Source organism: Amycolatopsis sp. NPDC051758 (assembly GCF_044453095.1).
Taxonomy (GTDB): domain Bacteria; phylum Actinomycetota; class Actinomycetes; order Mycobacteriales; family Pseudonocardiaceae; genus Amycolatopsis.
The window spans coordinates 128,363-149,771 of sequence record NZ_JBITCJ010000016.1 but is presented as its reverse complement, the minus strand read 5'-3'; the positions used below and the strand labels follow the sequence as shown (position 1 = coordinate 149,771).

Here is a 21,409-nt window from a genome sequence, read left to right as displayed (position 1 = left end):
CCTACTTGTGCAGGCTCCCGGCCGTGACCGGGTGCACGGTCAGCTCGCCGGGGCGTTCGTTGGGTGTCAGCAACGGGTACAGCGTCCGCCTGACGTCCTTTTCGGACAGTGATCGGCGCTCGTCGACGTAGATCGCGAGCCCGAGGGCGCCGGCGTTCTCGTCACCGGGCGGAGTGACGACCGCACGCAGGACGCCGTCGAGCGACTCGGCCGCCTTGCGGACCGAGGAGAGGGACACCTTGTCCCCGCGCACGATCGCGAAGTCGGAGATCCGGCCGCTCAGCCACAGGTAACCGTCGTTGTCGAGGCGGCCGACGTCGCCGGTGGCGATGGTGTCCGGCCCGACGAGCTTGCCGCGCGACACCCCGCCTTCAACCCCGACCTTCGCCCGGTACACCGTGTCGGCGGTGACGAGCACTTCCTGCTCGTCCGGGCCGCGACCGGCGTCGCGCACGCTCAGCCGGACGCCGTCGAGCGGCGTTCCGGCCGAGGCGAACCGGCCCGGCGGTTCGCGGTGCGCGGCCAGCGTCGATACCCGGGGCCCGGCCTCGGTGAGCCCGTAGGTCAGGTACAGCTCGAGCTGCGGGTTCGCGGCAAGCAGCGCCGCGGTGCGGGCCGGGGCGAGGGCGTGGCCGCCGACACCGAGTGCCCGCAGGCCGGTCGGCAGCGCGCCGCCGTCGGCCAGCAGGTCGGCGACGAGCAGCGGGGTCAGCGCCGAAACGGTGACATCGTGCGTGGTGACGACGTCGCGATAGCCGGCCGGGGTGAACGGCGGGCCGGTGACGACCAGCGACGCGCCGGTGACCAGCCCGGCCAGCACCTGGGCGACCAGGGCGTAGGAGTAGTGCATCGGCAGCGTGATCAGCATCCGGTCCTCGGCCTCCAGCCCGATGCTGCGGGCGTGCCGGGACGCGTTGCGCCGCAGCGCTGTGACGTCGTGCAGGCAGCCGGTGGCCATCCCGGACGTGCCGGAGGTGAGCAGGATGGTCTGCCCGGGCCGGTGTGTCCGGTGCGGCCCCTCCGCCAAGCGGGTGACCGTCACCTCCTCGACCTGGCCGGTGCCGGTCCCGGCCGGGCGGACCAGCGCCGCCGCGCCGAGCCGCCGCGCGGTCGCGCGCAGGCGCGTCGCCGGGGTCGACGCGGCGAGCAGCGTCGGCACCAGACCGGCCAGGACCAGGGCGAAGAAGACGCGGATCAGGCGGGTGCCGTTGGGCAGCGCGACCAGCACGACGGATCCGGGGGCCAGCCCGGCCGCAGCGAACCTGTCGGCGAGCTCGCCGACTCCGGCGCAGCGACCGGTGGCGCCCGGCCACGTCGTCCGGGCGAGCAGGTCCTCGACCTCCGGCACGGTCACCGCGGTGGTGTTCACGCCGCCTCCAGGAGTTCGCAGGTTCCGCGGTGGGTGCCCGAGCGGTCGACCTCGTGCGTCACCAGCAGCACCGCGGGCGCCGCCCCGGCCAGCCAGCGCCCGGCGAGCACCCGCGCGACGGGAACACCGTCGGCCGGCGGCATCGTCAGCAGCAGGCTCGGACCGTGCAGGCCGAACTTCAGGCAGCTCAGCCCGACCAGCGTCCCCGGGCTCGCGGCGACGAACCGCAGTGGCGAGATCGCCTTCTTGGCGACGTCGACGGCGACCTGGCGCAGTGTGTCGCCGGTGGCGTACTCGCTGACCCCGAGCACGCCGACCTGGTCGCGGGGGCCCGGCCAGTCGCGCAGGGCCTCGCCGACCAGGTCGCACACCAGCCAGGCGGACGCGTCGGCGTAGCGGACCGGCGCTCCGGGCGGCCGGGGCGCGTCGGGGGCGCGGGTGGCGGTGACGGGTTCAGGCATCGTCCCCCCGTTCGACCAGCAGGCAGGTGTTGAACCCCCCGAAGCCGAGGGTCAGGCTGATCCCGAACCCGCCGGTGACCGCGCGCGGGGTGTCACGCGCGATCGGCAGCCGCAGCTCCGGCATCGGCCGGAGCAGGCCGAGCACCGGCGGCGCCGTCCGGTCGCGCAGGGCCAGCAGCAGCGTGATCACTTCGACGACGCCAGTCGCGCCCAGCGAATGTCCCAGCGCCCCCTTCGTCGCGAACACCACCGGCGGCCGCGCCAGCCGCCCGAACAGCCCGGACAGGCAGGTCGCTTCGGCCTGGTCGTTCAGGACCGTGGCGGTGCCGTGGGCGTTCACGACCGCGACGTCGTCGAGGCTCAGGCCGGCCATCTCGACGCAGCGGCGGACCGCCCGCGCGGCGGCCTCACCGTCGGGCTTGGGCGCGGTCATGCCGGCCGCGTCGTTGGTGGAACCCCAGCCCCGCAGGTAACCGTGCACGCGGGCGCCGCGCCGCCGGGCCGAGCCGGTCCGCTCGAGGACGACGTAACCCGCGCCGTCGCCGGGCAGCATCCCGGACCGGTCGGCGTCGAACGCGCGGTGCGTCGACTGCGACAGCGTGCCCAGCAGTGAATGCCCGAGCCGCTTGCCCTCGGTCAGCAGGTCGACGCCACCGGCGACGGCGACGTCCGCGTACCCGGCTTCCAGCAGCTCCGCCGCGACGGCGATCGCGTCCGCGCCCGACGAGCACGCCGTCGACAACGACACCGGCGGCCGGGTCAGCCCCAGGCGCTTGCCGGCCTCGGCGGCCCAGTCGTGCAGCGACCCGGGGTCGGCGTCGTCGATGTGGGGGCCCAGGCTGGTGCCCAGCACCAGGATCGGGTCGGTGTCCTCGGCCCGCAGCCCGGCGTCGTGCAGCGCGGCTTCGGCGGTGACCGTGGCCAGCTCGACGTGCCGCTCCCGCGCGCTCCCGCCGGCCGGGCCGTCCGGCAACGGGCCCGCGACGAAGCTGCGGAACTTGTTCGACCCGGGTACCACGCGCAGCCCGGTGCGCCCGGCGAGCAGGTCCTGCCAGACCTGTTCGCGGTCGGCGCCGAGTGACGTGCGCCAGGCGGTTCCCGTCACGCAGAGCACCTGGTCCCGGCGCGGGCCTCCGGTCAGCACGGGACCTGCTCGAGGACCGCGAACGCGTTGGTGCCCCCGATCCCGGCCGACATGACCCCGGCCCGGCGCGGCCCGGCGGGTGTCCACTCGCGACCTTCGGGCACGATCGAGAACCGGTTGCCGCCCGCGGTGAGCTCGTCGATCGGGTCGCCGGTGTTGGGGGTGGCGGGCAGGAACCCGTGCTCCACCGCGAACGCCGTCTTGATCAGCGCGGCGAGCCCGGCCGCGGTGTCGGTGTGCCCGATGCTGGCCTTGACCGAGCCGACGGCGAGCGGCTGGCCTTCCGAGCCGAGGGCCTCGGTCAGCGCGGTGGCTTCGATCTGGTCGTTCATCGGGATGCCGACGCCGTGCGCCTCGACGTAACCGAGGTCCGCGCCGGTCAGCCCGGCCCCGGCCAGCGCCTTGGTGACCACCCGGATCTTGCCTTCGACACCGGGGATGGTGAACCCGGCCTTCTGCCGGCCGTCGTTGTCGACCGCGGTCGAGCGGATCACCGCGTGGATCGGGTCGCCGTCGGCGAGCGCGTCGTCGAGCCGGCGCAGCAGGACCGCGCCGACACCGTCGCCGGGGACCGTGCCGGTGGACGCGCGGTCGAACGGCCGGCACATGCCCTCGCTGGAGTAGATGCCGTTGGGCGTGTACTCGTAGCTGCCGTCGGTGTCCATCACCGCGACGCCGCCCGCGAGCGCGTAGTCGCAGTCACCCAGCCGCAGGCTCTGGCAGGCCAGGTGCACCACGACCAGCCCGGTCGCGCAGGAGGCGTCGACCATGATGCTTTCGGCGTGCAGGTCGTGGAAGTAGGAGAAGTGCGGGCCGGCGAACGTCGCATCCTTGTCCACGGTGGACTCGAAGGTGCCGCGCTCGACGTGCTTGGTGCGCGCCACCCCGGCGTAGACCGCGGTCGACGGGCCGATGTCCGACAGCCGCACGCCGGCGTCCTCGGCCGCGGCCCACAGCGCTTCGTAGAGCATGCCGTGCTGCGGGTCGCGGTCCGCCGTCTCGCCGGTGTAGCCGACCAGCCCGGCGTCGTAGTGGTTGCGGTCGGGGATCAGGCCCCACGCCGGGATGTCACGCGGGCCGTCCCCGGGCGGCACCGGGCCGCCGCGGGTGAAGCGGTCCCGCCCGGCGCGGAGGTTGTCCCAGAACTGGGCGGCGCTCGCGGCCCCGGCGTACCGGCAGCCCATGCCGACGATCGCGATCGCGTCGGATCCTGCCTGCGCGCTCATGCCGCGGCCTCCATTTCGTCTTCGTCGAGGGTCCCGGGCTCGGCCCGCTCGGCCGGGAGCGTCCGGCGCAGGCTCAGCACCAGCAGCGTCGCCACGACGCTCAAGACGACCATCACGACGACGAACACGGCGCCGGACCCGAACGACAGCAGCGCCCCGGCCAGGCCCGGGCCGATGACGGCGCTGGTCGAGAGGGTGATCGAGAACAGCGCGTTCGCCCGGCCCCGCAGGTCTTCGCCGACCGCGTTGTTCAGCAACGTCGTCAGCAGCGGGACCACGAGGGACTCCCCGATCGACAGCAGGATCACCGCGACCGTCGCCAGCACCAGCGCCGTCATGCCGGTGTGGCCCCCGGCCAGCAGCACGAACACCCAGCAGGCCGCGAACATCACGCCGCTGGCCGCGACGAGCAGCGTCCGGGAGAACCGTTCGAGGTGGGGCATCACGACGAACTGGATGACGGCGCAGAGGATGATGTTGACGGCGAAGGCGAACGACAGGCCGCTGGCGGTGATGGCGCCGGTCTGGGTCAGGTAGCCGGGCAGCCCGGCGCGGAACTGGCCGAAGGAGACCAGCCCGGACAGCAGCAGCACGGCCAGCAGGGCGAGCAGGCTCGGCGAGCGCAGCACCGCCCGGTAAGTCCCGCGGACGGCGGCGCCGGCCTTGCTTTCGGCGTGGTGCACCCGGTTCGGCAGCGCCCGCACGGTCGCGACGGCCATCACGAAGAACGTCGCCGCGTCGATCGTGTACATCAGGAAGTACCGGCCGACCGGGCTGAGGAAGGCGAACGCGGCGAACACCCCGCCGAGGATCACGCCGATCCCCATCGCGACGTTGAGCACGCCGTAGTCCGCCGAGTACGCGGTTTCGCGCTGGTCGTGGCTGGTGGTCGCGCCGTAGGCCGCACGCACGGCGGTGCCGACGCCGCTGATCCCGAACCCGAACACGACCGCGGCGGCGAGGGCGACCCAGGCCTGCCCGGCGAAGGCGAACAGCAGCGTGCCGATCCCGGCGTTGACGTTGGCCAGCGGCACGACGACGTTGTAGGGCAGCCGGTCCAGCAGTGCACCGTAGGCCAGGCCGCCGAACACGGCGGCGAACGCCTGCACGGCGAGCGTCGCCGCGGGCACCCAGGTGGGCAGGTGCCGGACCTCGGTGAGGTAGATCCAGAGGAACGGCATCACCATGCCCGCGCCGAGCGCGCTGATGCCGTTGGTGAGGATCAGCAGCCGTGCGGCGCGGGGCAGGGCGGCGATCCGGCTCAGGCCCTTCATGCCGCGTTCGCCTCCAGCCGGGCGGACACGGCGTCGACGAGCGCGGTCACCGTCTGGTGGTCGAACAGCATCCGGACCGGCAGCCGGGTGCCGAGCTCACGGCCGAGCGCCGCCATGATCCGCGTCGCGCCGAGGGAGTTGCCGCCGACGGAGAAGTAGTAGTCCTCGTCGGTGAACCGGTCGTGGCCCAGCACGCGGGCCCAGGTCCGGCGGACCAGGTCGGTGAGGTCGGGCTGCGGGTGCGGTGTGGTCACGGCTGGGCTTCCTTCTGTGCGGGCGGTCCGGCGAGGTGGGCGGCGAGCAGGCGCGGGGTGGGGTGGCCGTAGAGGTCACGGATCCCGACCGTCAGGCCGGCGTCCCGCAGGGCGGCGAGGGTCTTCGCGGCCAGCAGCGAGTTCCCGCCGCTGTCGAAGAAGTGGTCGTCCGGCCCGATCGCGGCGCCCAGCACCGACCGCCACGCGCCGAGCACGACGTCGGCGTCACCGGTGGCCTCCACCACCGCCGCGGCCGGGGCGCCGCCGAGGACCGGCTCGGGCAGCGCCGCCTCGTCGAGCTTTCCGTTCACCGTCAAGGGAAGCGCGGTCACTGCCGTGAACGTCGAGGGGACCATGTACCCGGGCAGCAGGGCGGCCGCGCGGGTGCGCAGGCCCGCCAACGCCGAGCCCGGCGTGCCGTCGGCCTGGACGACGTAGGCGTCGAGACGCGCTTCGGCGGTGCCCGGCGCGGCGAGCACAACAGCGGCCGCGACGACGTCGGGCTCGGCCAGCAGGACCTTGCGGATCTCGTCGAGCTCGATCCGGTAACCGCGCAGCTTGACCTGGCTGTCGAGCCGGCCGAGGTGCTCGAGGCGCCCGTCGGGCCGCAGCCGGCCGAGGTCGCCGCTGAGGTAGCGCCGCCGTCCGGTGCCGGGGTCGGTGACGAACCGGTCGGCGGTCAGCTCCGGGCGGCCGAGGTAACCGTGCGCGAGCCCGGCGCCCCCGACGGCGATCTCGCCGGGCACCCCCGGCGGCAGCCGGCGGCGGCGCGCGTCGACCACGTGGATCTCCCAGCCGGGGATCGCCCGGCCGACCGAGCGCGACCCGGCCAGCGCGTCCGCGCGGGTCACGGTCTGCGCGGTGACGTGGACCGTCGTTTCGGTGATGCCGAACATGTTCACCAGCCGGCAGCGCGTCTCCGGGTAGCGGTCGAACCACGGCAGCAGCGCAAAAGCGTCGAGCGGTTCCCCGCCGAAGACGACCAGCCGCAGCGGGAGGTCGTCGAACCGCCGCAGCTGCGTCTCGGTCACCTGCGCGAAGCTCGACGGCGTCTGGTTGAGGACGGTGACCCGTTCGTCCCGCAGCAGCGCGGCGAACTCGTCCGGCTCGCGCCGCGTCCACTCCGGCACGACGACCACCCGGCCGCCGGTGAGCAGCGGTCCCCAGATCTCCCAGACCGAGAAGTCGAAGGCCACCGAGTGGAACCACGTCCAGACGTCGGTGTCGCCGAGCCCGAAGTCCCCCGTGGTGCCGGCCACGAGGTCGACGACGTTGCGGTGCGGGACGACAACGCCCTTGGGGCGTCCGGTCGAGCCGGAGGTGTAGATGACGTAGGCCGGGTCGTCGGGCCCGGCGAGCTCGGCCGGCACTTCGCCATCGGCGGGCAGGTCGGCGGAGGTCACCGCGGGCACGCCGGGCAGGCGGCCCGCCGCGGTCTCGTCGGTGACGACCAGCGCCAGCCCGGCGTCGTCGGCGATGTAGGCCAGCCGCTGGTCGGGGTAGGCCGGGTCGAGCGGGACGTACACCGCGCCGGCGCGCAGCACGCCGAGCAGCAGCGCGACGAGTCCGGCGCCGCGTTCGTGGACGATCCCGACCCGGTCACCGGGCCGGATCCCACGGTCCTGCAGGCCGGCGGCGAACCGCTCGGCCCGCTCGGCCAGTTCCGCATACCCCAACCGGCCGTCCTCACCGGACACCGCGGGCGCGTCCCCACGCCGGGCGGCCTGTTCGGCGAAGACGGCGGTGATGGTGCGCGGGTTCCCGGCCGTCGCCGGCTGCGGTTCGGGGCCCGCGTCGAGGGTGATGTCGGCGAGCGGCCGGTCGGGGTTGCCGGTCCGCAGTTCCGCGAGCACGGCGGTGAGGTGGTGTCCGAGCTGAGCCGCGGCCCACGGTGCGACAGCGTTCCCGGCGAACCAGGCCGTGGCGTTCCCGCCGGTGACGTGCACGGTCAGCGGATACGGCGTGCACGACACCACGCGGATCGGCTGCGGCTCCCGTTGTTCGTCGGCCACCACGCCGACGGTGGGGACGTCGCGCGTCGCTCCGGCCGGAGCGGTGGCGACCTGCTTGCGGAACACGCCCACCGGCTGGTCCTCGTCGACCGTGACGAGAGTGGCGCCGCCGGGCACGCCGAAGGCGAGCGTCGCACTGCGGGTGTAGCGGCTGAACACCAGGCCGAGGGCGGCGAGCACGTCGGCGGGATCGGCCGGGCCCAGGTCCACGGTGGACGGTTCGGACGTGCCGGTCAGATGTGTCAAGGGGTCCCGGTCCGCCGCTGTCTCGGGCAGCGGGGCCAGGGGTTCCGGCTCGGGGACCGGCGTGGTCACCACCAGCTCCCGCACGCCGTCTACATAGGACAGCACGACGAAGCGTGCGCCCCCGGCAGTCGCACGGCCCAGCTCGCGGTCCCGCCAAAGATCCGCGTCGGCCGAGGCCAGGGGGACGGGCTGGAACCACAGGCTTGCGTCGTGGTCGGCGGCGCGGGCGCGAAGGGTCTCGTCGGCGAGCCCGGCCGGCAGCCGGTACAGGGCGGTGGACACGTTCTGCACTGCTCTCCCTCCCCCTTTCAGCGGCTCGTGAAGCCGCCGTCGACGGTGACGACCCCGCCGGTGGCGTGCCGGGACTCGCCGGTGGCGAGCCAGAGCACGGCCGCGGCGACGTCACCGGCTTCGACGAGCTCGTTGGTGGGCTGGTCGCGCACGAACGTCGTCTCGTGCTCGGCGACGTCGAGCCCGAGCGCGCGGGCGATCTCCGAGAGCATCCGGCCTTCCAGCGCCGGGTCGTCGCGGACCGAGCCGGGGCACACGGCGTTGACGCGGACCTTGTGCGGGGCGAGGTCGAGCGCGGCGGCCCTGGTCAGCCCGAGCACACCGTGCTTGGCCGAGACGTAACCGGCGAAGTTGCGGTACCCGACCAGGCCCGCGGTGGAGGCGATGTTGACGATGCTGCCCGAGCGCTGCGCGATCATCGTGGGCGCCACGGCCTTGACCGCCCGCCACGGCCCGCTGAGGTCGACGTCGATCATCAGCGCCCACTCGGGCTCGGTCATTTCGTGCACCGCCTTGCCCGAGGGCGCGGCGATGCCGGCGTTGTTGACCAGCACGTCGATGCGGCCGAAGCGGTCGACGGTCTTGCGGGCCACGGCCTCCAGCGCACCGAGGTCGCGGACGTCTGCGGCGACGACGAGCGTCGCGGCGCCGTGCTCCGCGCACAACGCGGCGGTGTGGTCGAGCTGGCTGGCCGTGCCGGCCGGATACCCGAGGCCTTCGATCGGCGCGGCGACGTCGAGCAGCACCAGGTCCGCGCCCTCGGCGGCGAGCGCGGTCGCGCAGGCGCGGCCGATCCCCCGCGCCGCGCCGGTGACGATCGCGGTCCGGCCCGCGAGGCGGCCGGTCACGACCGCGCCCCTTCGCCGGCCAGTGCCCGCTCCATCAGCGCCACCAGCGGCTGCCACCGCTCGACCAAGTACATGTGGCCGCCGGGGATCTCGTGGGTGACGCAGCCGGCCGACGTCACCTCGGCCCAGCGGGCGGTCGCCGCCGAGGACACCAGCTCGTCGTCCGCGCCGCGGACCGACACGATCGGGAACACCGCGGGGTCCGGGTGCGCCGGCCGGTAGGTCTCGTCGACCGCGACGTCGCCGCGCAGCGCGGGCAGGAGCAGGTCCCGCAGGTCCGGGTCGGCCAAGGCGGGGTGCTGGTAGCCGGCCAGGTCACCGACGGCGACCACGAACTCGTCGTCGGGCAGGTCGCCGATCGGCGCGGACCGCGGGACGCCGGGGCGGGGCGCGCCACTGGCGAACAACGTCAGCTCGACGCCCGGCCGTTCGCGTGCCACCAGCCGGGCGACCTCGTAAGCGACCAGCGCGCCGAAGGAGTGGCCGAAAACGCCGGCCCGCCCGGCGTCACCGACCTCGCGCAGGACGTCTTCGGCGACCGCGTCGAGCAGCTCCGCCATCGTGGCCACCGGCGGCTCGGCGAACCGGCGCTCCTTGCCGGGCAGCTCGACGGCGGCGAACCGCAGTGCCGAGGAGGCGTCCGGCCACGCCTGGAAGAAGCTCGGTCCCGCCCCCGCGGGCGGGAAGCACAGCACGGGCACGCCAGCCGTCATCGTCGTCGTCCCCTCACTCGAACCGGTTGCCCTCGGCGACAAAGGCGTCCGCGGCGGCGAAGGCGGCCCGCAGCTCCTCGCCCGTCGCACCCTCGACCCACACGTTCTGCAGCCGCCCGTTGGTGCCGGTCCGGTAGTCGGGCACGTCGCCGACGGCGCTGCGGGCGTCGACCCGCCACACCCCGGGGACCCGGCCGAGCTCGGCGGGGTCGGCCAGTGCGGTGATCCGTCCGCCGGTGAGCGGGCCGTGGGTGAAGACGCAGGCCGCGTAGCCGGTCGCGTCGATCGGGCGGCGTTCGGCCTTGCCGACAGCGGCCTCCAGCGCCAGCCGCACCGGGTTGAGGTCGCTGACGTGCGGGAGGATCGAGGAGAGGAACCCGCCGAGCCGGCCGTTGACCTCGATCAGCCGCGGCCCAGTGGCGGTGAGCTTGAACTCCAGGTGGGACACGCCGGTGGTGACACCCAGCGCGGTCAGGATCCGCTCGGCCCGCTGGGCCGCGAGGTGCTGGGTCTCCCACGACAGCAGCGACGGCCCGGTGATCCCGGTTTCGCGCAGCGGCGGGATGAGCGGGAACCGGTCGGAGAGCCAGAACGGCCAGTGCTCACCTTCGCCGAGCGATAGCACCTCCACCGAGAAGTGGTCGCTGAGCCAGTCCCCCGCCGGGTGCGGCACGCCGATCAGCCGCTCTTCCAGCAGCCAGGTCTGCGCGCCCGCGCCCCCGTGGCCCAGCCGGAAGCCGGCGTGGCCCGACACCGCGGCGCCGGTCGCCTCGGCCAGCGCCGCACGCAGGCCGGCCTCGTCGTCGACGGTGTAGACGTTCAGGCTTCCGTTGCCCCGCACCGGCTTCAGCACCGCGGGGAACCCGACCGCGGCCACCGCAGCGGCCAGCCCGTCCTCGTCGGTGAACGACGCGGCGCGTACGCCGAGGTCGGTGCCGGCGAGCCGCGCGCGCTGGATGTCCTTGTGCGTCACGGCTTCGGCGGTCGCCTCGTCGTGGTAGGGCAGGCCCAGGCGGGCGGCGACCGCGGCGACGAGCGGGATCCACTCGTCCTCCAGCGTCACCACACCCTCGACGTCGAGGGCGGCCAGCTCCGCGGCGACCGAGGCGGCGTCACGCCCGGCGGCGTCGACGACCTCGCCGAGGTCGGCCAGGCCCTCCCGCTCGTCGGCCGTCCACGGCTCGGGGCCCGCGTTGACCACGACCAGCTCGCACCAGTCGGCCGCCGCGTCGAGCAGGTCCGGCAACCCGGACGCGTCGGCCGATTCGAACACCGCCACCTTGGTCATGACCCGGGCTCCCGCCGTCTCGCGTACTTGCGGGTCTCGCCGTCGGTGCCGAGGAACGCGAACCCGGTCTTCTCCAGCACCCGCCGTGACGGCAGGTGGTCCTCGTCGGTCTCGGCGAGCACCGCGGTGACGCCGCCCTGCTCGAACGTCCAGGCCAGCAGCGCTTCGACGACCTCGGTCGCCAGGCCGCGCCCCTGGAAGGCCTCGATCAGGCCGTAACCGATCTCAGCGGCGCCGTCGGCGTCCGGCGCGGAGTGGAAGCCGACGTCGCCGATGGCGAGCCCGGTCTCGCGGTCCACGATCTGGTAGAGGCCGAACCCCGGGCGGTAGGCGTCGGCGACGACCATCCGCAGCACGAGCTTCGCGCCGCCGACCGTGCCGTCGAACGGGTAGCCGGGCGCCCACGCCCACCGCTGCCCGGCCTCCTCGCCGGCGAGGATCGCGCGGACCTCGTCGAACGGGACCTCGCGCAGCGTGGTGCGCGGCGTCGAGAGGACCGTGAGCGGCGGTCCGGCGATGGGGTGCTTCGTTTCCTGCGTCATGCCGCCTCTTCTTCAGGGGCCACCGCGCTCATCGCGCGGTAGACCGCGGTGTTCTGCAACCACAGCTTCGGGAACAGCGGGCGCACGGCGAGCCGCTCCAGGTCGGAGATGGACCGGCCGCGCATGCTCCGCGGCCGGCCGGGCGCGCCCTCGTCCTCCTCGTCGGCGGCGCGGGGCTGGCCGCCGAGCATCTGCCAGACGAGGTTGAGGTGGACCTGCTTCCACTCGAGGACCTGCGTGTCGAACCGCTGCAGGCCGACCATGACGTCGGCGAGCTGCGCGATCCGCGGGGTGGCGGCGGTGTCCGGGGCGGTCCCCTCGACCAGGTCGGCCGGTGTGGCGCCGGCATCGGCCGCGGCGGACTCGAAGGCCGCCCACACGGCGTGCGCGGCGCGCCGGACGTTGCGCGAGCCGGGTGAGGCGAGCCCGGAAGCGGCGCCGGCGAGGTTGTCGCGCATCCGCAGGAACGACACCTGCGAGAGGGAGTTCGCCATGACGCGCAGGCATTCGACGGTCAACGCCGCGGTGTCGGCGCACCGGACCAGCAGCCGTCCGGCGGCGATCGTGTCACCCCGGTCGAGGGCCTCGGTCAGGTCGCAGAGGCAGTGGTGCACGGCGACCCAGCAGTACTCGGTCAGCAGGTGCACGATCTGGAAGAAACGGTGGTCGGAGTGCAGCAGCTCGTCCTCGGGAATGAGCGCCGAGAGTGCGGTGGTCAGCCTGATCTCGGTCTCGTAGCCGCTGCCGCGGTCGAATTCGTACCGAAGCCGTGGATTCGTTTGGGACGGATTGAGCGTCCGCACCTCACGGTCGCCGTCCCCGCCTTCCCAGCCTGCCACGAAAGACCCCCAACACGTGAATTCGACAGCCGAATGCCCCTGGTGCACAAGGTGGCAGTCCGGCCGCAAGGGCAGCAACCAAAAACCACAGTGACTCAGATCACAGCATTCCAGAATACGTTTTACGACACGCCGGGCCGTCCTCCGCGAATGCGCAGAAAAGGAGAATGGCGGGTGCGGGAGAGTCGCTAACGTCGGTTTCGGCAGCTGTCCGGGTCCGCCCGGCGGGCGTGCGGAGTGGGGGCGAGAGTGGCGGAAGACGACGAGGCGACCCATGTCGCCGTGGTGAACGACGAAGAGCAGTACTCGGTCTGGCCGGCCGGGCTCGTGCTCCCACCAGGCTGGCGCCCGGCCGGGCTCACCGGCAGCGAGGAAGCCTGCCTCGACCATGTCGCCGAAACGTGGCGCGACATCGCGCCACGCTCGGTCCGCCGGTCCGCATGAGCCGGCACGCGGTCCTCGGCGCCGGCGGGGTCGGGCTCGCCCTCGCCGCCGCCCTGGCCCGCGGCGGCGAGGCCGTCACGCTCCTGCTGCGGCCCGCTTCCCTCGCCCGCTACCCCGGCACCGTGACGGTGCACCACGGGATCCGCGAGGGCTTCACCGTCCCGGTCCCGGCCGCCACCACCCTCACCGAGCCCGTCGACGTGCTGTGGGTCTGCGTCAAGCACCCCGACCTGCCGGGCGCGCTGACGAACGTCACCGCCGAGGCCGGCGTGGTCGTCCCGCTGCTCAACGGGCTGGGGCACCTTCCGCCCCTGCGGGAGCAGTTCGGTGACCGGGTGGTCGCGGGCGCGATCCGGATCGAAGCCGCGCGGACCGCGGTCGGCGTGGTCCGGCAGGAGTCCCTGTTCACCGAGATCGAGCTGGCCGGCCCGCCCGAAGTCGTCTCGGCGGCGCTGGCCGCGGCCGGGATCGGCTGCGCCGACGGCGGGTCCGCGGCCGACGTCCTGTGGCGCAAGCTCGCACTGCTCGCCCCGCTCGCCCTCGCCACGACGTGCGTCGGCGGCCCGCTCGAGCAGGTCCGCGCCGACGACGAGCTGACCCGGCTGATGCTCGCCTGCGCGGACGAAGCCTGCGCGGTGGGCCGGGCCGAAGGCGCGCACCTCGACCGCGGCCGCGTCCTGCGTGCGCTCACCCGGGCGCCCGGCCGGACCCGCACGTCACTGCAGCGCGACGTCGAACGCGGCGCGACGGGCGAGCTCGACGCGATCGCCGGCCCGATCCGCGCGGCCGGCGCCCGGCGCGGCATCCCGACCCCGGCCACCGACCAGCTCGTGCACCGGGCCGGGCAGCACGCGGGCACGCCACTGCCCGCCGGAACCTGAGAGTGAGGCAAGCGCTCATGTCGCCGAAGACCACCATGGAGAACACGCTGCGCGAGATCCTGGTCGCCGACCTGTACGTCGACGTCCCGGCCGACGGCATCCACGCCGACGACAGCCTGCAGGAGACCCTCGGGCTCGACTCGCTCGGGTTCGTCGAGTTGCGCGCCCGGTGCGAGCAGCAGTTCGGCGTGAACATCTCCGACACCGACTTCACGCCGGTGAACTTCCGGTCCATCAGCACGATCGCCGACTTCGTCGTGCGGCGCCAGGCCGGCAACTGACCTCGAAGGGACCACTGTGATCGACGCACGCAGGCCGGCGACGGCGGAGCAGGCCGAAGTGTGGCTCGCCATGCAGCGGGAGCCGGAGTCCGCCCGGTTCACCATCCCGCTCGACCTGGAGTTCACCCCCGGCGTCGACGTCGGCGCGCTGCGGGCCGCGCTCGGCGACGTCGTCGAGCGGCACCCCAACCTCCGCAGTGCCTTCCACGCCGAAGACGGCGAGCTCGTCCAGGTGGTGCACCGCCGCCCGCCGGTGCCGTTCGTCGAACACCGGCGTCCCGGCCGCTACAACCGGGACGCCGCGCTGGAGTGGGCGGCCGCGGTCGCCGCGCAGCCGTTCGACCTCGCGTCCGAGCCGCTCGTGCGGGGCACGCTGCTGACCGCCGACGACGGCGCGCTGTTCGTGCTGGCCGTGCAACACATCGTGTCCGACGGCTGGTCGCAGGCCATCCTCGTGCGGGACCTGGCACACGCCTACACGGCGCGGGCCGCCGGGAACCGGCCGTGGGACACACCGCTGCCCGCCGAGTCGTCCACTGTGGACGTGCCGCCGGCCGAACTGGCCGCCTACTGGACGGGCCTGCTGGCCGACCAGCCGCCGTCGCTGGCGCCGATCGCGGACCTCAACCGCCCCGGCTCGGTGCCGGGAGTGGCCGGCTTCCACGAGTTCGTGCTGGCCGACGACGTCCTCGACCGGGTCCGCGAGGTGGCCCGGGAGCGGCTCGCGTCGCCCGCGGTGGTCGTGCTGAGCGCCTGGCTGACCCTGCTGCACGCGTGGAGCGCCACCGCCGACGGCACCACCGGCATGCTGTTCGCCTCGCGCACCACCGAGAACGAGGACCGCGTCGACCTGCTGGCCCGGGTGCTGCCGGTGCGCAGCACCCTCGACTTCACCGAATCCTTCACCACGCTGGTCGACCGCGTGCGTGACCAGATGCTCGACTCGCTGGAGCACTCCGCCGTGCCGTCGGCGCAGCTGCGCGAGATCCGCCGCGAGGGCGGCGCGACGCTCATCGACAACAGCGTGTTCATGTACTTCCCGGAGGAGGAGCTGACCTGGGCCGCCGGGGACACGACCATCCGGGTCGTCGAGCACAAGACCGCCGCCGGGAAGTACGACCTGTCGCTGGCGGCGCTGGAAGGGGACACGCACATCCGGCTGCGGGTCGACCACGACACGCTGGTCTACCGGGACAGCACCGCCGAGCTGCTGCTCGCGCAGCTGGTCAAGCTCCTCACCGACGCGGTCGCCGACCCGGCCGCGAGCTGCGGTGCGCTCGTCGCCGCGTGCGACCCGTTCGTGCCGGCCCGCCCGGAAACCGAACGTGCACCGGTCAACCGCGTCCTGCTGCCCGACCTGGTGCGCCGGCACGCCGAGCTGCGGCCGGACGCGGTGGCAGTGCGCTACCACGACGAGGTCCTCACCTACGCCGAGCTGGTCTCGCAGGCGGCCTCGGTCGCGAACTGGCTGCGCGCCGAAGGGGCGGGCGCTGAATCGCTCGTCGCGCTGCTGCTGCCGCCGGGCCCGACGTCGGTCGTGTTCTGGCTGGGCACGCTCATGGCGGGCGCGGCCTACCTGCCGCTGGACCCGGCCTACCCCGACACGCAGCTGCAGATGGTCATCGACGACGCCCGGCCGCGGCTGGTCGTCGGCGCGCCCGGGTTCGTCGAGCGGGTCCGGCTGCCCAAGTGCCCGATCTACCTCGTCGACGAGGCCCTCGCGGAGGCCGCGCGGCACCCGGCCACCCCGCCGGAGGTGGTGATCGACCCGGCGACGGCGTTCAACGTGCTCTACACGTCCGGCTCGACGGGCCGGCCGAAGGGTGTCGTGTGGCCGCACTCCGGGTTCATCCGGCTGCTGGACCGGCCGGACTTCGTGCCGCTGCACCACACCGACGTCGTGTCCCAGCTCTCGCCGCTGAACTTCGACGGCGCGACCTACGAGGTCTGGGGCGCGCTCACCCACGGCGCCGAGCTGGTGATCTTCGACAAGGAGCTGACGCTGAGCCCGCCGGAGCTGCGGACGGCGTTCCGCGAGCGCGGGATCACCACGCTGATCGTGTCGACGCCGTTGCTGAACCGGCTGATCGAGGACGTGCCCGACCTGTTCCCCGGCCTGCGCCGGGTGTACTTCGGCGGTGAGATCATCTCGGTGCCGCACATGGAGAAGGCGTTGCGCTGGTGCGCGCCCGGCACGCTGCTGCACAGCTACGGGCCGACGGAGAACTCGTTCACCTCGACGTGGACGCCGATCACGGCGATCGAGGAGAACACCCGGACGCTGTCGATCGGCTCGGTCGTCCCGGAGACCGATGGGTACGTCGTGTTCGACCACGCCACCATGCGCCAAGCGCCCCGAGGAGTGCCGGGCGAGCTGCTGCTGGGCGGCACCGGCGTGACACGCGGCTACCTCGGCAACCCCCGCGAGACGGCGCGTCGCTTCATCCCTGACCCGTACTCGGGCGTGCCCGGCGCGCGGCTGTACCGCACGGGCGACCGGGTCCGGTGGCTGCCGGACGGCCGTCTGGAGTTCATCGGCCGCAACGACAACCAGGTGAAGATCCGCAGCCAGCGGGTTGAGCTAGGCGAGGTCGAGTCGGCACTGGCGGCGCACCCTTCGGTGGAGGCGGCGTTCGTCCGGGTGTGCCTGAACAGCCGCAAGGAGAAGGAGATCGCGGCGTACGTGGTCCTCGGCCCGGGCGGCACGGTGGAGGAGTTGCGTCGGCACGCGCGGGAGGTGCTGCCGGTGTTCGCGGTGCCGCGGTACCTCGTGACGCTGGAGAGGATGCCGCTGACCCCGAACGGAAAGATCGACCGGCGGCGGTTGCCCGAGGTGGGGCCGGGGAGTGAGGCTCCTGCTTTTGTGGCCGCCCCTGTTGCTTCTCCCGTCGCCGCACCGGCGGATTCCACGGTGGACCTGGTGCGGGCGGCGTGGGCCGAGCTGCTCGAGCACGACACGTTCGCGATGGACGACAACTTCTTCGATGTCGGTGGGCATTCGCTGATCCTGGTGAAGCTGCAGGCGGGCCTGCGGGCACGGTTCGTGTCGGCGCCGACGATCGGTGAGCTGCTGCGCCACACGACGGTGCGGGCTCAGGTGGCGTTGCTGGCGAACGTCGCACCGGTGGAGGTCGCGCCGGCTCCTGTGGCGCGTGCCTCGGAGCCCGCTGCGGGAGTGGCAAACGGCCGGCGCATCCGGGCGGCATCCGATTCTGGGGCGCCGTCGCCGGAGGCCGTGTCGGCTGCGGCGCTGATCGGCGAAGACCCGTCGCCGGAGCCCGCGGCTTCGCCTCTCTCCTCGGAGCCGGGGCCCGCGTCGACTGTGGGGCCGATCAGCGAAGATCCGCCGGCCTCGGCTCCCCTCTCGGACCCGGAGCCGGAGCCGGAGCCGGAGCCCGTGATCGGCGGGCGGCAGATCATCGCCGTGTCCGCGGCCTCCCCCACGGCACTCGCCGAAGCCCGGCAGCGGCTGGCCGACCACCTCACCTCGACCACCGGCATCAACCTCGCCGGCGTCGCGGCCACCCTCGACCGTGGCCGCGAGCGGTTCCCGCACCGGTTCGCCGTGGTGGCCGACGATCCCGCCACGGCCGCCGCCGCGCTCCGGGCGGGTGTCTTGAGCACCGGGCCGATCGCCGGGGGTGTGGTCGACCGGACCCGTCCGGTCCGGCTGGTCTTCGCCTTCGGCCCCACACCCGGACCGGCGGCGCAGGCCTTCGCGGCGCAGCGCGCACTCGTCTCGGAGTTCACCGCCCACGGCGCCGTACCCGACATCGTGACCGGCGCCGAAGCGGGACACCTGACGGCCGCGGTCGCCGCCGGCGTGCTGTCGTTCGCCGACGGCGCGCGGCTGGCCGAAGCGCTGGACCTCGACACACTCGCCTCGGCGCTCGAAGAGATCACGTTCGCACCGCCGGCGGTCCCGATCGCCACCGCGGAAGGCATCCTCCCCGCCGGGCGCCCCCTGGACACCCGGCTGTGGGCCAAGCACCTCACCTACCCGGCGGACCCGGCCGCCCTGCTCTCCGCAGCCACCGGAAACCGGGCAGCGGTGGTGGCCGGCTTCGGTGGCGGCTTCCTGGCCGCGGCGTCGAGCCGGCCGGAGCTCACCGGGGTGTCCACAACGGACGTCCAGGCAGCGTTGGCCCAGCTGTGGTGCAGCGGCGTCGACGTGCAACTCGCCGACCGCCGAGCCCGAAGGGTCCGGGTGCCTGGCTATCCGTTCGCCCGCCCGGGCGCGGTGGCAGCCGAGGCCCCCACGGTGCGCGAAGCCCTCGAGGCAGCGTGGGAAGCGGTGACGGGAGCGCCACTGGAGGGTGCGTTCCCCACGGAGAAGCTCCCCGAACTCCACCACCGCCTCCGGCTGGTGTTCGACGACGTCCCGGACGTCGCGACCCTCGAGTCCACAACGGACCTCGAAGGGCTGCTCAAGCGGAGGAGCTGAGCAACGCCACGACCGCGGCCGACTTCGTGTCGTCCAAGAAGCGCAGGCCCATGAAGTTGTCACCGGCGGTGAAGCCGGGCAACGCCCAGATCGCCTCGTAGGGCAGCTCGACCACCCGGTAGCGGCGCAGGCTGTAGACGTTGCTCCACAGGCACTTGCCGGGATCCGGGTCCCAGAGCTGCCGCGCGAAGCGGAGGTTCCGGAAACCGTGGCCCACCTCGGCGGCGGCTCGCACCTGCTTGCCGCCGGTGAACAGGACGACGTCGCCGGTGGTCACGGTGTCCATCCGGCGGTCGTACTTGTCCTTGGCGCCCCAGAACCGCGCCCGGCCGCCCGGGTGCAGCGCGTTCAGGCGGGCGAGGTCCGCCGGGTCCAGCAGGTCGGCGTGGTCGCGGAAGGCGACCGTCCGCTCCAGGGTTTCCGCCCCGTACCGGCGCGCTTCCGGGGTGCCGTAGGACGGCTGGATGAAGACCTGGGCCACGCCCCGACGGTACTCAGCCGCCGTGGGTGGTTTCGCTCTGGTAGGTCGTGTACGTGTACGGGTTGTCCATGATCTTCGTCTCCGGGATGTCCGGGTTCATCCCCTGCCGCCACGCCTCCTCGCCCAGCTGCGCGCGCAGGTACTCGACCGTCGACTCGACCTGGCGGCGGACCGCGGGCAGGTCCACGCCGACCAGCCGGCCGTCGCGCTTGACGATGCGGCCGTTCACCAGCACCGTGTGGACGTCGCCGCGCTGGGCCTGGAACGCCACGTGGCCGTACGGGTTGAGCAGCGGGAACGACACCGGTGAGTGCTCGTTCTTCAGCAGCACCACGTCCGCCTTCTTGCCCACCTCGAGGCTGCCGATGTCCGAGCGGCCCAACGCGGCCGCGCCGCCGCGGGTGGCCCAGTCCACCACCTGCTCCGCTCGCAGCGCCGCGTGCGTGACGGTTTCGCCCTTCGCGTGCGCCTCCAGGTGCTCGCGGGAGCGGTCCGCGCCCAGCGTCGTGCGCATCGCGGAGAACAGGTCGCCGCTCCACCAGACCGAGGTGTCCATCGACAGTGACACCGGGATGCCGTACTGCCGCAGGGCCCAGGTGGAGGGGTAACCCTGGCCCGCGCTCTGTTCGCTTTCCGTCGAGACCGACGCCGACCCGCCGGTCGCGGCGATCCGGTGGTAGGAGTCGGCCGAGAGCGACGCGCTGTGCACGTAGATCGTCTCCGGGGTCATGAACCCGTGGTCGTGCATCAGCCGGATGCTGTCGTCGCCGGTCGCGCCCCACACGCCCGCGTGCGTGGTCACCGGCACGCCGAGCTCGCGCGCCACCTCGAACGCCGGCTTCTCGGGGAACGCCGGGTCGCCGGTGACGTCGAACGCGAGCTGGAAGCCCAGGTCGCCGCCCGTGCGCCGCGCGACGAAGTCGCGGAACTCCGGGGTGCCGGTCCAGTTCGCCGGAGCGTCCTGGATGTTGCCGTAAGCCAGGACGAACCGGCCGGGCGCGGCTTCGAGCGCGTCGGCCGCAGCGTCGGCGTGCTGGGTGGTCTGCAGGCCGTGGGACCAGTCCACCGTGGTCGTGACGCCCGCTTCGAGCGCTTCCCACGCGCCGAGGAGATTGCCCGCGTGGATGTCTTCGGGGCGGAACACCTTGCCCCATTCGAGGTAGTACCAGACGAAGTACTGCGTCAACGTCCAGTCGGCGCCGTAACCCCGCATGGCCGTCTGCCACAGGTGGCGGTGGGTGTCGATCATCCCCGGCATGACGATGCCGCCCGAGGCGTCGATCTCGGTCGTGCCCGCCGGGACCTCCAGCGCAGGCCCGATCGCGGCGATCTTGTCGTCGGTGACGAGGACGTCTTCGCCGGGCAGCACCCGGTGGGTGTCGTCGAGGGTCAGCACCGTGCCGCCCCGCAGGACGATCGATCCGGACATCGCTGCCTCCACTCGCGTACACTTGTCCGCTCTACGGACACTCAACGGGTGAAGTCACCTTTGCCCAGTGCCGGGCCGGTGTCAATCCCCGCCGCTACGCTGCGGGCAGGACCATTGCAGGAGGAGGGCGCATGCCACGCGAGGGAACCGGTCCCGACTTCATCGAGGCGCTGGCGCGCGGGCTCGAGGTGATCACCGCGTTCCGGCCCGGCCGGGAGGTGATGACGCTGGCCGAGGTGGCCACCGCGGCGAACCTCGCCCGCCCGACCGCCCGCCGGATCCTGCTCACCCTCGAGGAGCTCGGATACGTCCGCGCCGACGGCCGCGGGTACTCCCTGACCCCGCGCGTGCTCGACCTCGGTGTCGCCTACGTGCGCTCGAAGGGACTGTGGGACGTCGCCCGGCCGCACCTGGAACGCCTGGTCGCGCGCACGAACGAGTCGTGCTCCATCGCCCAGCTAGACGGCTCCGACATCGTCTACGTCGCCCGCGTCGCGGTGCCGAAGATCGTCGGGCTCACCGTGCAGATCGGCACCCGCTTCCCTGCCCTGCCGACGTCGCTGGGCAAAGTCCAGCTGGCCGCGCTGCCGCCGGACGAGCTGGAAGCGGTGCTGGCCGAGCCGACGCGCTCGGGGCTGGTCGCGCGCTGGCAGCCGGAGCGGGCCGAGCGCGACGCCGAGCTGCGTGAGGTCCGGGCCCGCGGCTGGGCGCTCACCGACGAGCAGCTCGCGCTGGGCATCCGGTCGGTGGCCGCGCCGCTGCGCGACGGGTCGGGCCGGGTGATCGCCGGTGTCAACGTCAACTGTCACGCCGCGGAGACGCCGGTCGAGCGGCTCCTGGACCACCACCTGCCGCTGCTGCTGCAGGCCGCCGGCGACATCAGCGCCGACTTCGCCCGGCTCGACGACGTCCCGCACGTCACCGTGCCGGCGGTGTCTTGAC

The 21,409-nt window shown here is 73.5% G+C and carries 19 protein-coding genes; 5 read left to right on the top strand and 14 right to left on the bottom strand.

Going from position 1 to position 21,409, the window contains the following annotated elements; genetic code table 11:
* Position 1 precedes the first annotated feature (1 nt).
* Genes ACIA5G_RS47840 through ACIA5G_RS47785 form a run of 12 tightly spaced genes read right to left on the bottom strand, consistent with a single transcriptional unit; the run spans position 2 to position 12,507 of the window.
* The gene (locus ACIA5G_RS47840) at positions 2-1,369 is read right to left on the bottom strand and encodes a class I adenylate-forming enzyme family protein (RefSeq protein ID WP_395936097.1); all 1,368 of its coding nucleotides are present in this window, start codon (positions 1,367-1,369) and stop codon (positions 2-4) included.
* Entirely contained in the window at positions 1,366-1,830 is a 465-nt protein-coding gene (locus ACIA5G_RS47835; protein WP_395936095.1) for a hypothetical protein, read from the bottom strand. Before ACIA5G_RS47835 ends, ACIA5G_RS47840 begins: the two co-directional genes overlap by 4 nt.
* On the bottom strand, positions 1,823-2,935 hold the full coding sequence (locus ACIA5G_RS47830; protein WP_395936093.1) for a beta-ketoacyl-[acyl-carrier-protein] synthase family protein: 1,113 nt from the start codon (positions 2,933-2,935) through the stop codon (positions 1,823-1,825). Before ACIA5G_RS47830 ends, ACIA5G_RS47835 begins: the two co-directional genes overlap by 8 nt.
* Before the next feature lie 32 nt (positions 2,936-2,967).
* Positions 2,968-4,200, bottom strand: a complete 1,233-nt coding sequence (locus tag ACIA5G_RS47825) for a polyketide synthase (protein WP_395936091.1) — start codon at positions 4,198-4,200, stop codon at positions 2,968-2,970.
* The gene (locus tag ACIA5G_RS47820) at positions 4,197-5,474 is read right to left on the bottom strand and encodes an MFS transporter (protein ID WP_395936089.1); all 1,278 of its coding nucleotides are present in this window, start codon (positions 5,472-5,474) and stop codon (positions 4,197-4,199) included. The genes ACIA5G_RS47825 and ACIA5G_RS47820 overlap by 4 nt, the downstream gene beginning before the upstream one ends.
* Positions 5,471-5,728 carry an acyl carrier protein gene (locus ACIA5G_RS47815; RefSeq protein WP_395936087.1) on the bottom strand — a complete coding sequence of 86 codons (258 nt, stop codon included), beginning with the start codon at positions 5,726-5,728 and terminating at the stop codon, positions 5,471-5,473. Before ACIA5G_RS47815 ends, ACIA5G_RS47820 begins: the two co-directional genes overlap by 4 nt.
* Positions 5,725-8,268: an amino acid adenylation domain-containing protein gene (locus tag ACIA5G_RS47810; protein WP_395936085.1), complete on the bottom strand. Its 2,544-nt coding sequence runs from the start codon at positions 8,266-8,268 to the stop codon at positions 5,725-5,727. Before ACIA5G_RS47810 ends, ACIA5G_RS47815 begins: the two co-directional genes overlap by 4 nt.
* Before the next feature lie 26 nt (positions 8,269-8,294).
* Positions 8,295-9,125, bottom strand: coding sequence for an SDR family oxidoreductase (locus tag ACIA5G_RS47805; protein ID WP_395936083.1), 831 nt, complete (start codon positions 9,123-9,125; stop codon positions 8,295-8,297).
* A complete protein-coding gene (locus ACIA5G_RS47800) occupies positions 9,122-9,838 on the bottom strand; it encodes a thioesterase II family protein (RefSeq protein ID WP_395936081.1) in 717 nt (238 codons plus the stop codon). The genes ACIA5G_RS47805 and ACIA5G_RS47800 overlap by 4 nt, the downstream gene beginning before the upstream one ends.
* A gap of 13 nt (positions 9,839-9,851) precedes the next feature.
* Entirely contained in the window at positions 9,852-11,126 is a 1,275-nt protein-coding gene (locus ACIA5G_RS47795; protein WP_395936079.1) for an acetyl-CoA carboxylase biotin carboxylase subunit family protein, read from the bottom strand.
* Positions 11,123-11,668 (bottom strand): GNAT family N-acetyltransferase, encoded by a 546-nt coding sequence (locus ACIA5G_RS47790; protein WP_395936077.1) that lies wholly within the window; start codon positions 11,666-11,668, stop codon positions 11,123-11,125. Before ACIA5G_RS47790 ends, ACIA5G_RS47795 begins: the two co-directional genes overlap by 4 nt.
* Positions 11,665-12,507, bottom strand: coding sequence for a hypothetical protein (locus tag ACIA5G_RS47785; protein ID WP_395936075.1), 843 nt, complete (start codon positions 12,505-12,507; stop codon positions 11,665-11,667). Before ACIA5G_RS47785 ends, ACIA5G_RS47790 begins: the two co-directional genes overlap by 4 nt.
* 249 nt (positions 12,508-12,756) lie before the next feature.
* Between ACIA5G_RS47785 and ACIA5G_RS47780 the strand changes: the two genes are divergently transcribed.
* The 4 genes from ACIA5G_RS47780 to ACIA5G_RS47765 are packed head-to-tail and all read left to right on the top strand — an operon-like array spanning position 12,757 to position 18,557.
* Complete coding sequence (locus ACIA5G_RS47780) at positions 12,757-12,951, top strand: MbtH family protein (RefSeq protein WP_395936073.1); 195 nt, start codon at positions 12,757-12,759, stop codon at positions 12,949-12,951.
* Positions 12,948-13,832 carry a ketopantoate reductase family protein gene (locus ACIA5G_RS47775; RefSeq protein WP_395936071.1) on the top strand — a complete coding sequence of 295 codons (885 nt, stop codon included), beginning with the start codon at positions 12,948-12,950 and terminating at the stop codon, positions 13,830-13,832. Before ACIA5G_RS47780 ends, ACIA5G_RS47775 begins: the two co-directional genes overlap by 4 nt.
* A 17-nt stretch (positions 13,833-13,849) precedes the next feature.
* A complete protein-coding gene (locus ACIA5G_RS47770) occupies positions 13,850-14,113 on the top strand; it encodes an acyl carrier protein (RefSeq protein WP_395936069.1) in 264 nt (87 codons plus the stop codon).
* A 16-nt stretch (positions 14,114-14,129) separates the two neighbouring features.
* Positions 14,130-18,557, top strand: coding sequence for an amino acid adenylation domain-containing protein (locus tag ACIA5G_RS47765; RefSeq protein WP_395936067.1), 4,428 nt, complete (start codon positions 14,130-14,132; stop codon positions 18,555-18,557).
* Here the strand turns inward: ACIA5G_RS47765 and ACIA5G_RS47760 are convergent.
* On the bottom strand, positions 18,541-19,038 hold the full coding sequence (locus tag ACIA5G_RS47760; protein WP_395936065.1) for a hypothetical protein: 498 nt from the start codon (positions 19,036-19,038) through the stop codon (positions 18,541-18,543). The two genes, ACIA5G_RS47765 and ACIA5G_RS47760, sit on opposite strands and share 17 nt — an antisense overlap.
* Before the next feature lie 13 nt (positions 19,039-19,051).
* Positions 19,052-20,467: an amidohydrolase family protein gene (locus tag ACIA5G_RS47755; protein WP_395936063.1), complete on the bottom strand. Its 1,416-nt coding sequence runs from the start codon at positions 20,465-20,467 to the stop codon at positions 19,052-19,054.
* 131 nt (positions 20,468-20,598) lie between these two features.
* Between ACIA5G_RS47755 and ACIA5G_RS47750 the strand changes: the two genes are divergently transcribed.
* Positions 20,599-21,408, top strand: a complete 810-nt coding sequence (locus ACIA5G_RS47750; RefSeq protein WP_395936061.1) for an IclR family transcriptional regulator C-terminal domain-containing protein — start codon at positions 20,599-20,601, stop codon at positions 21,406-21,408.
* Position 21,409: the final 1 nt, after the last annotated feature.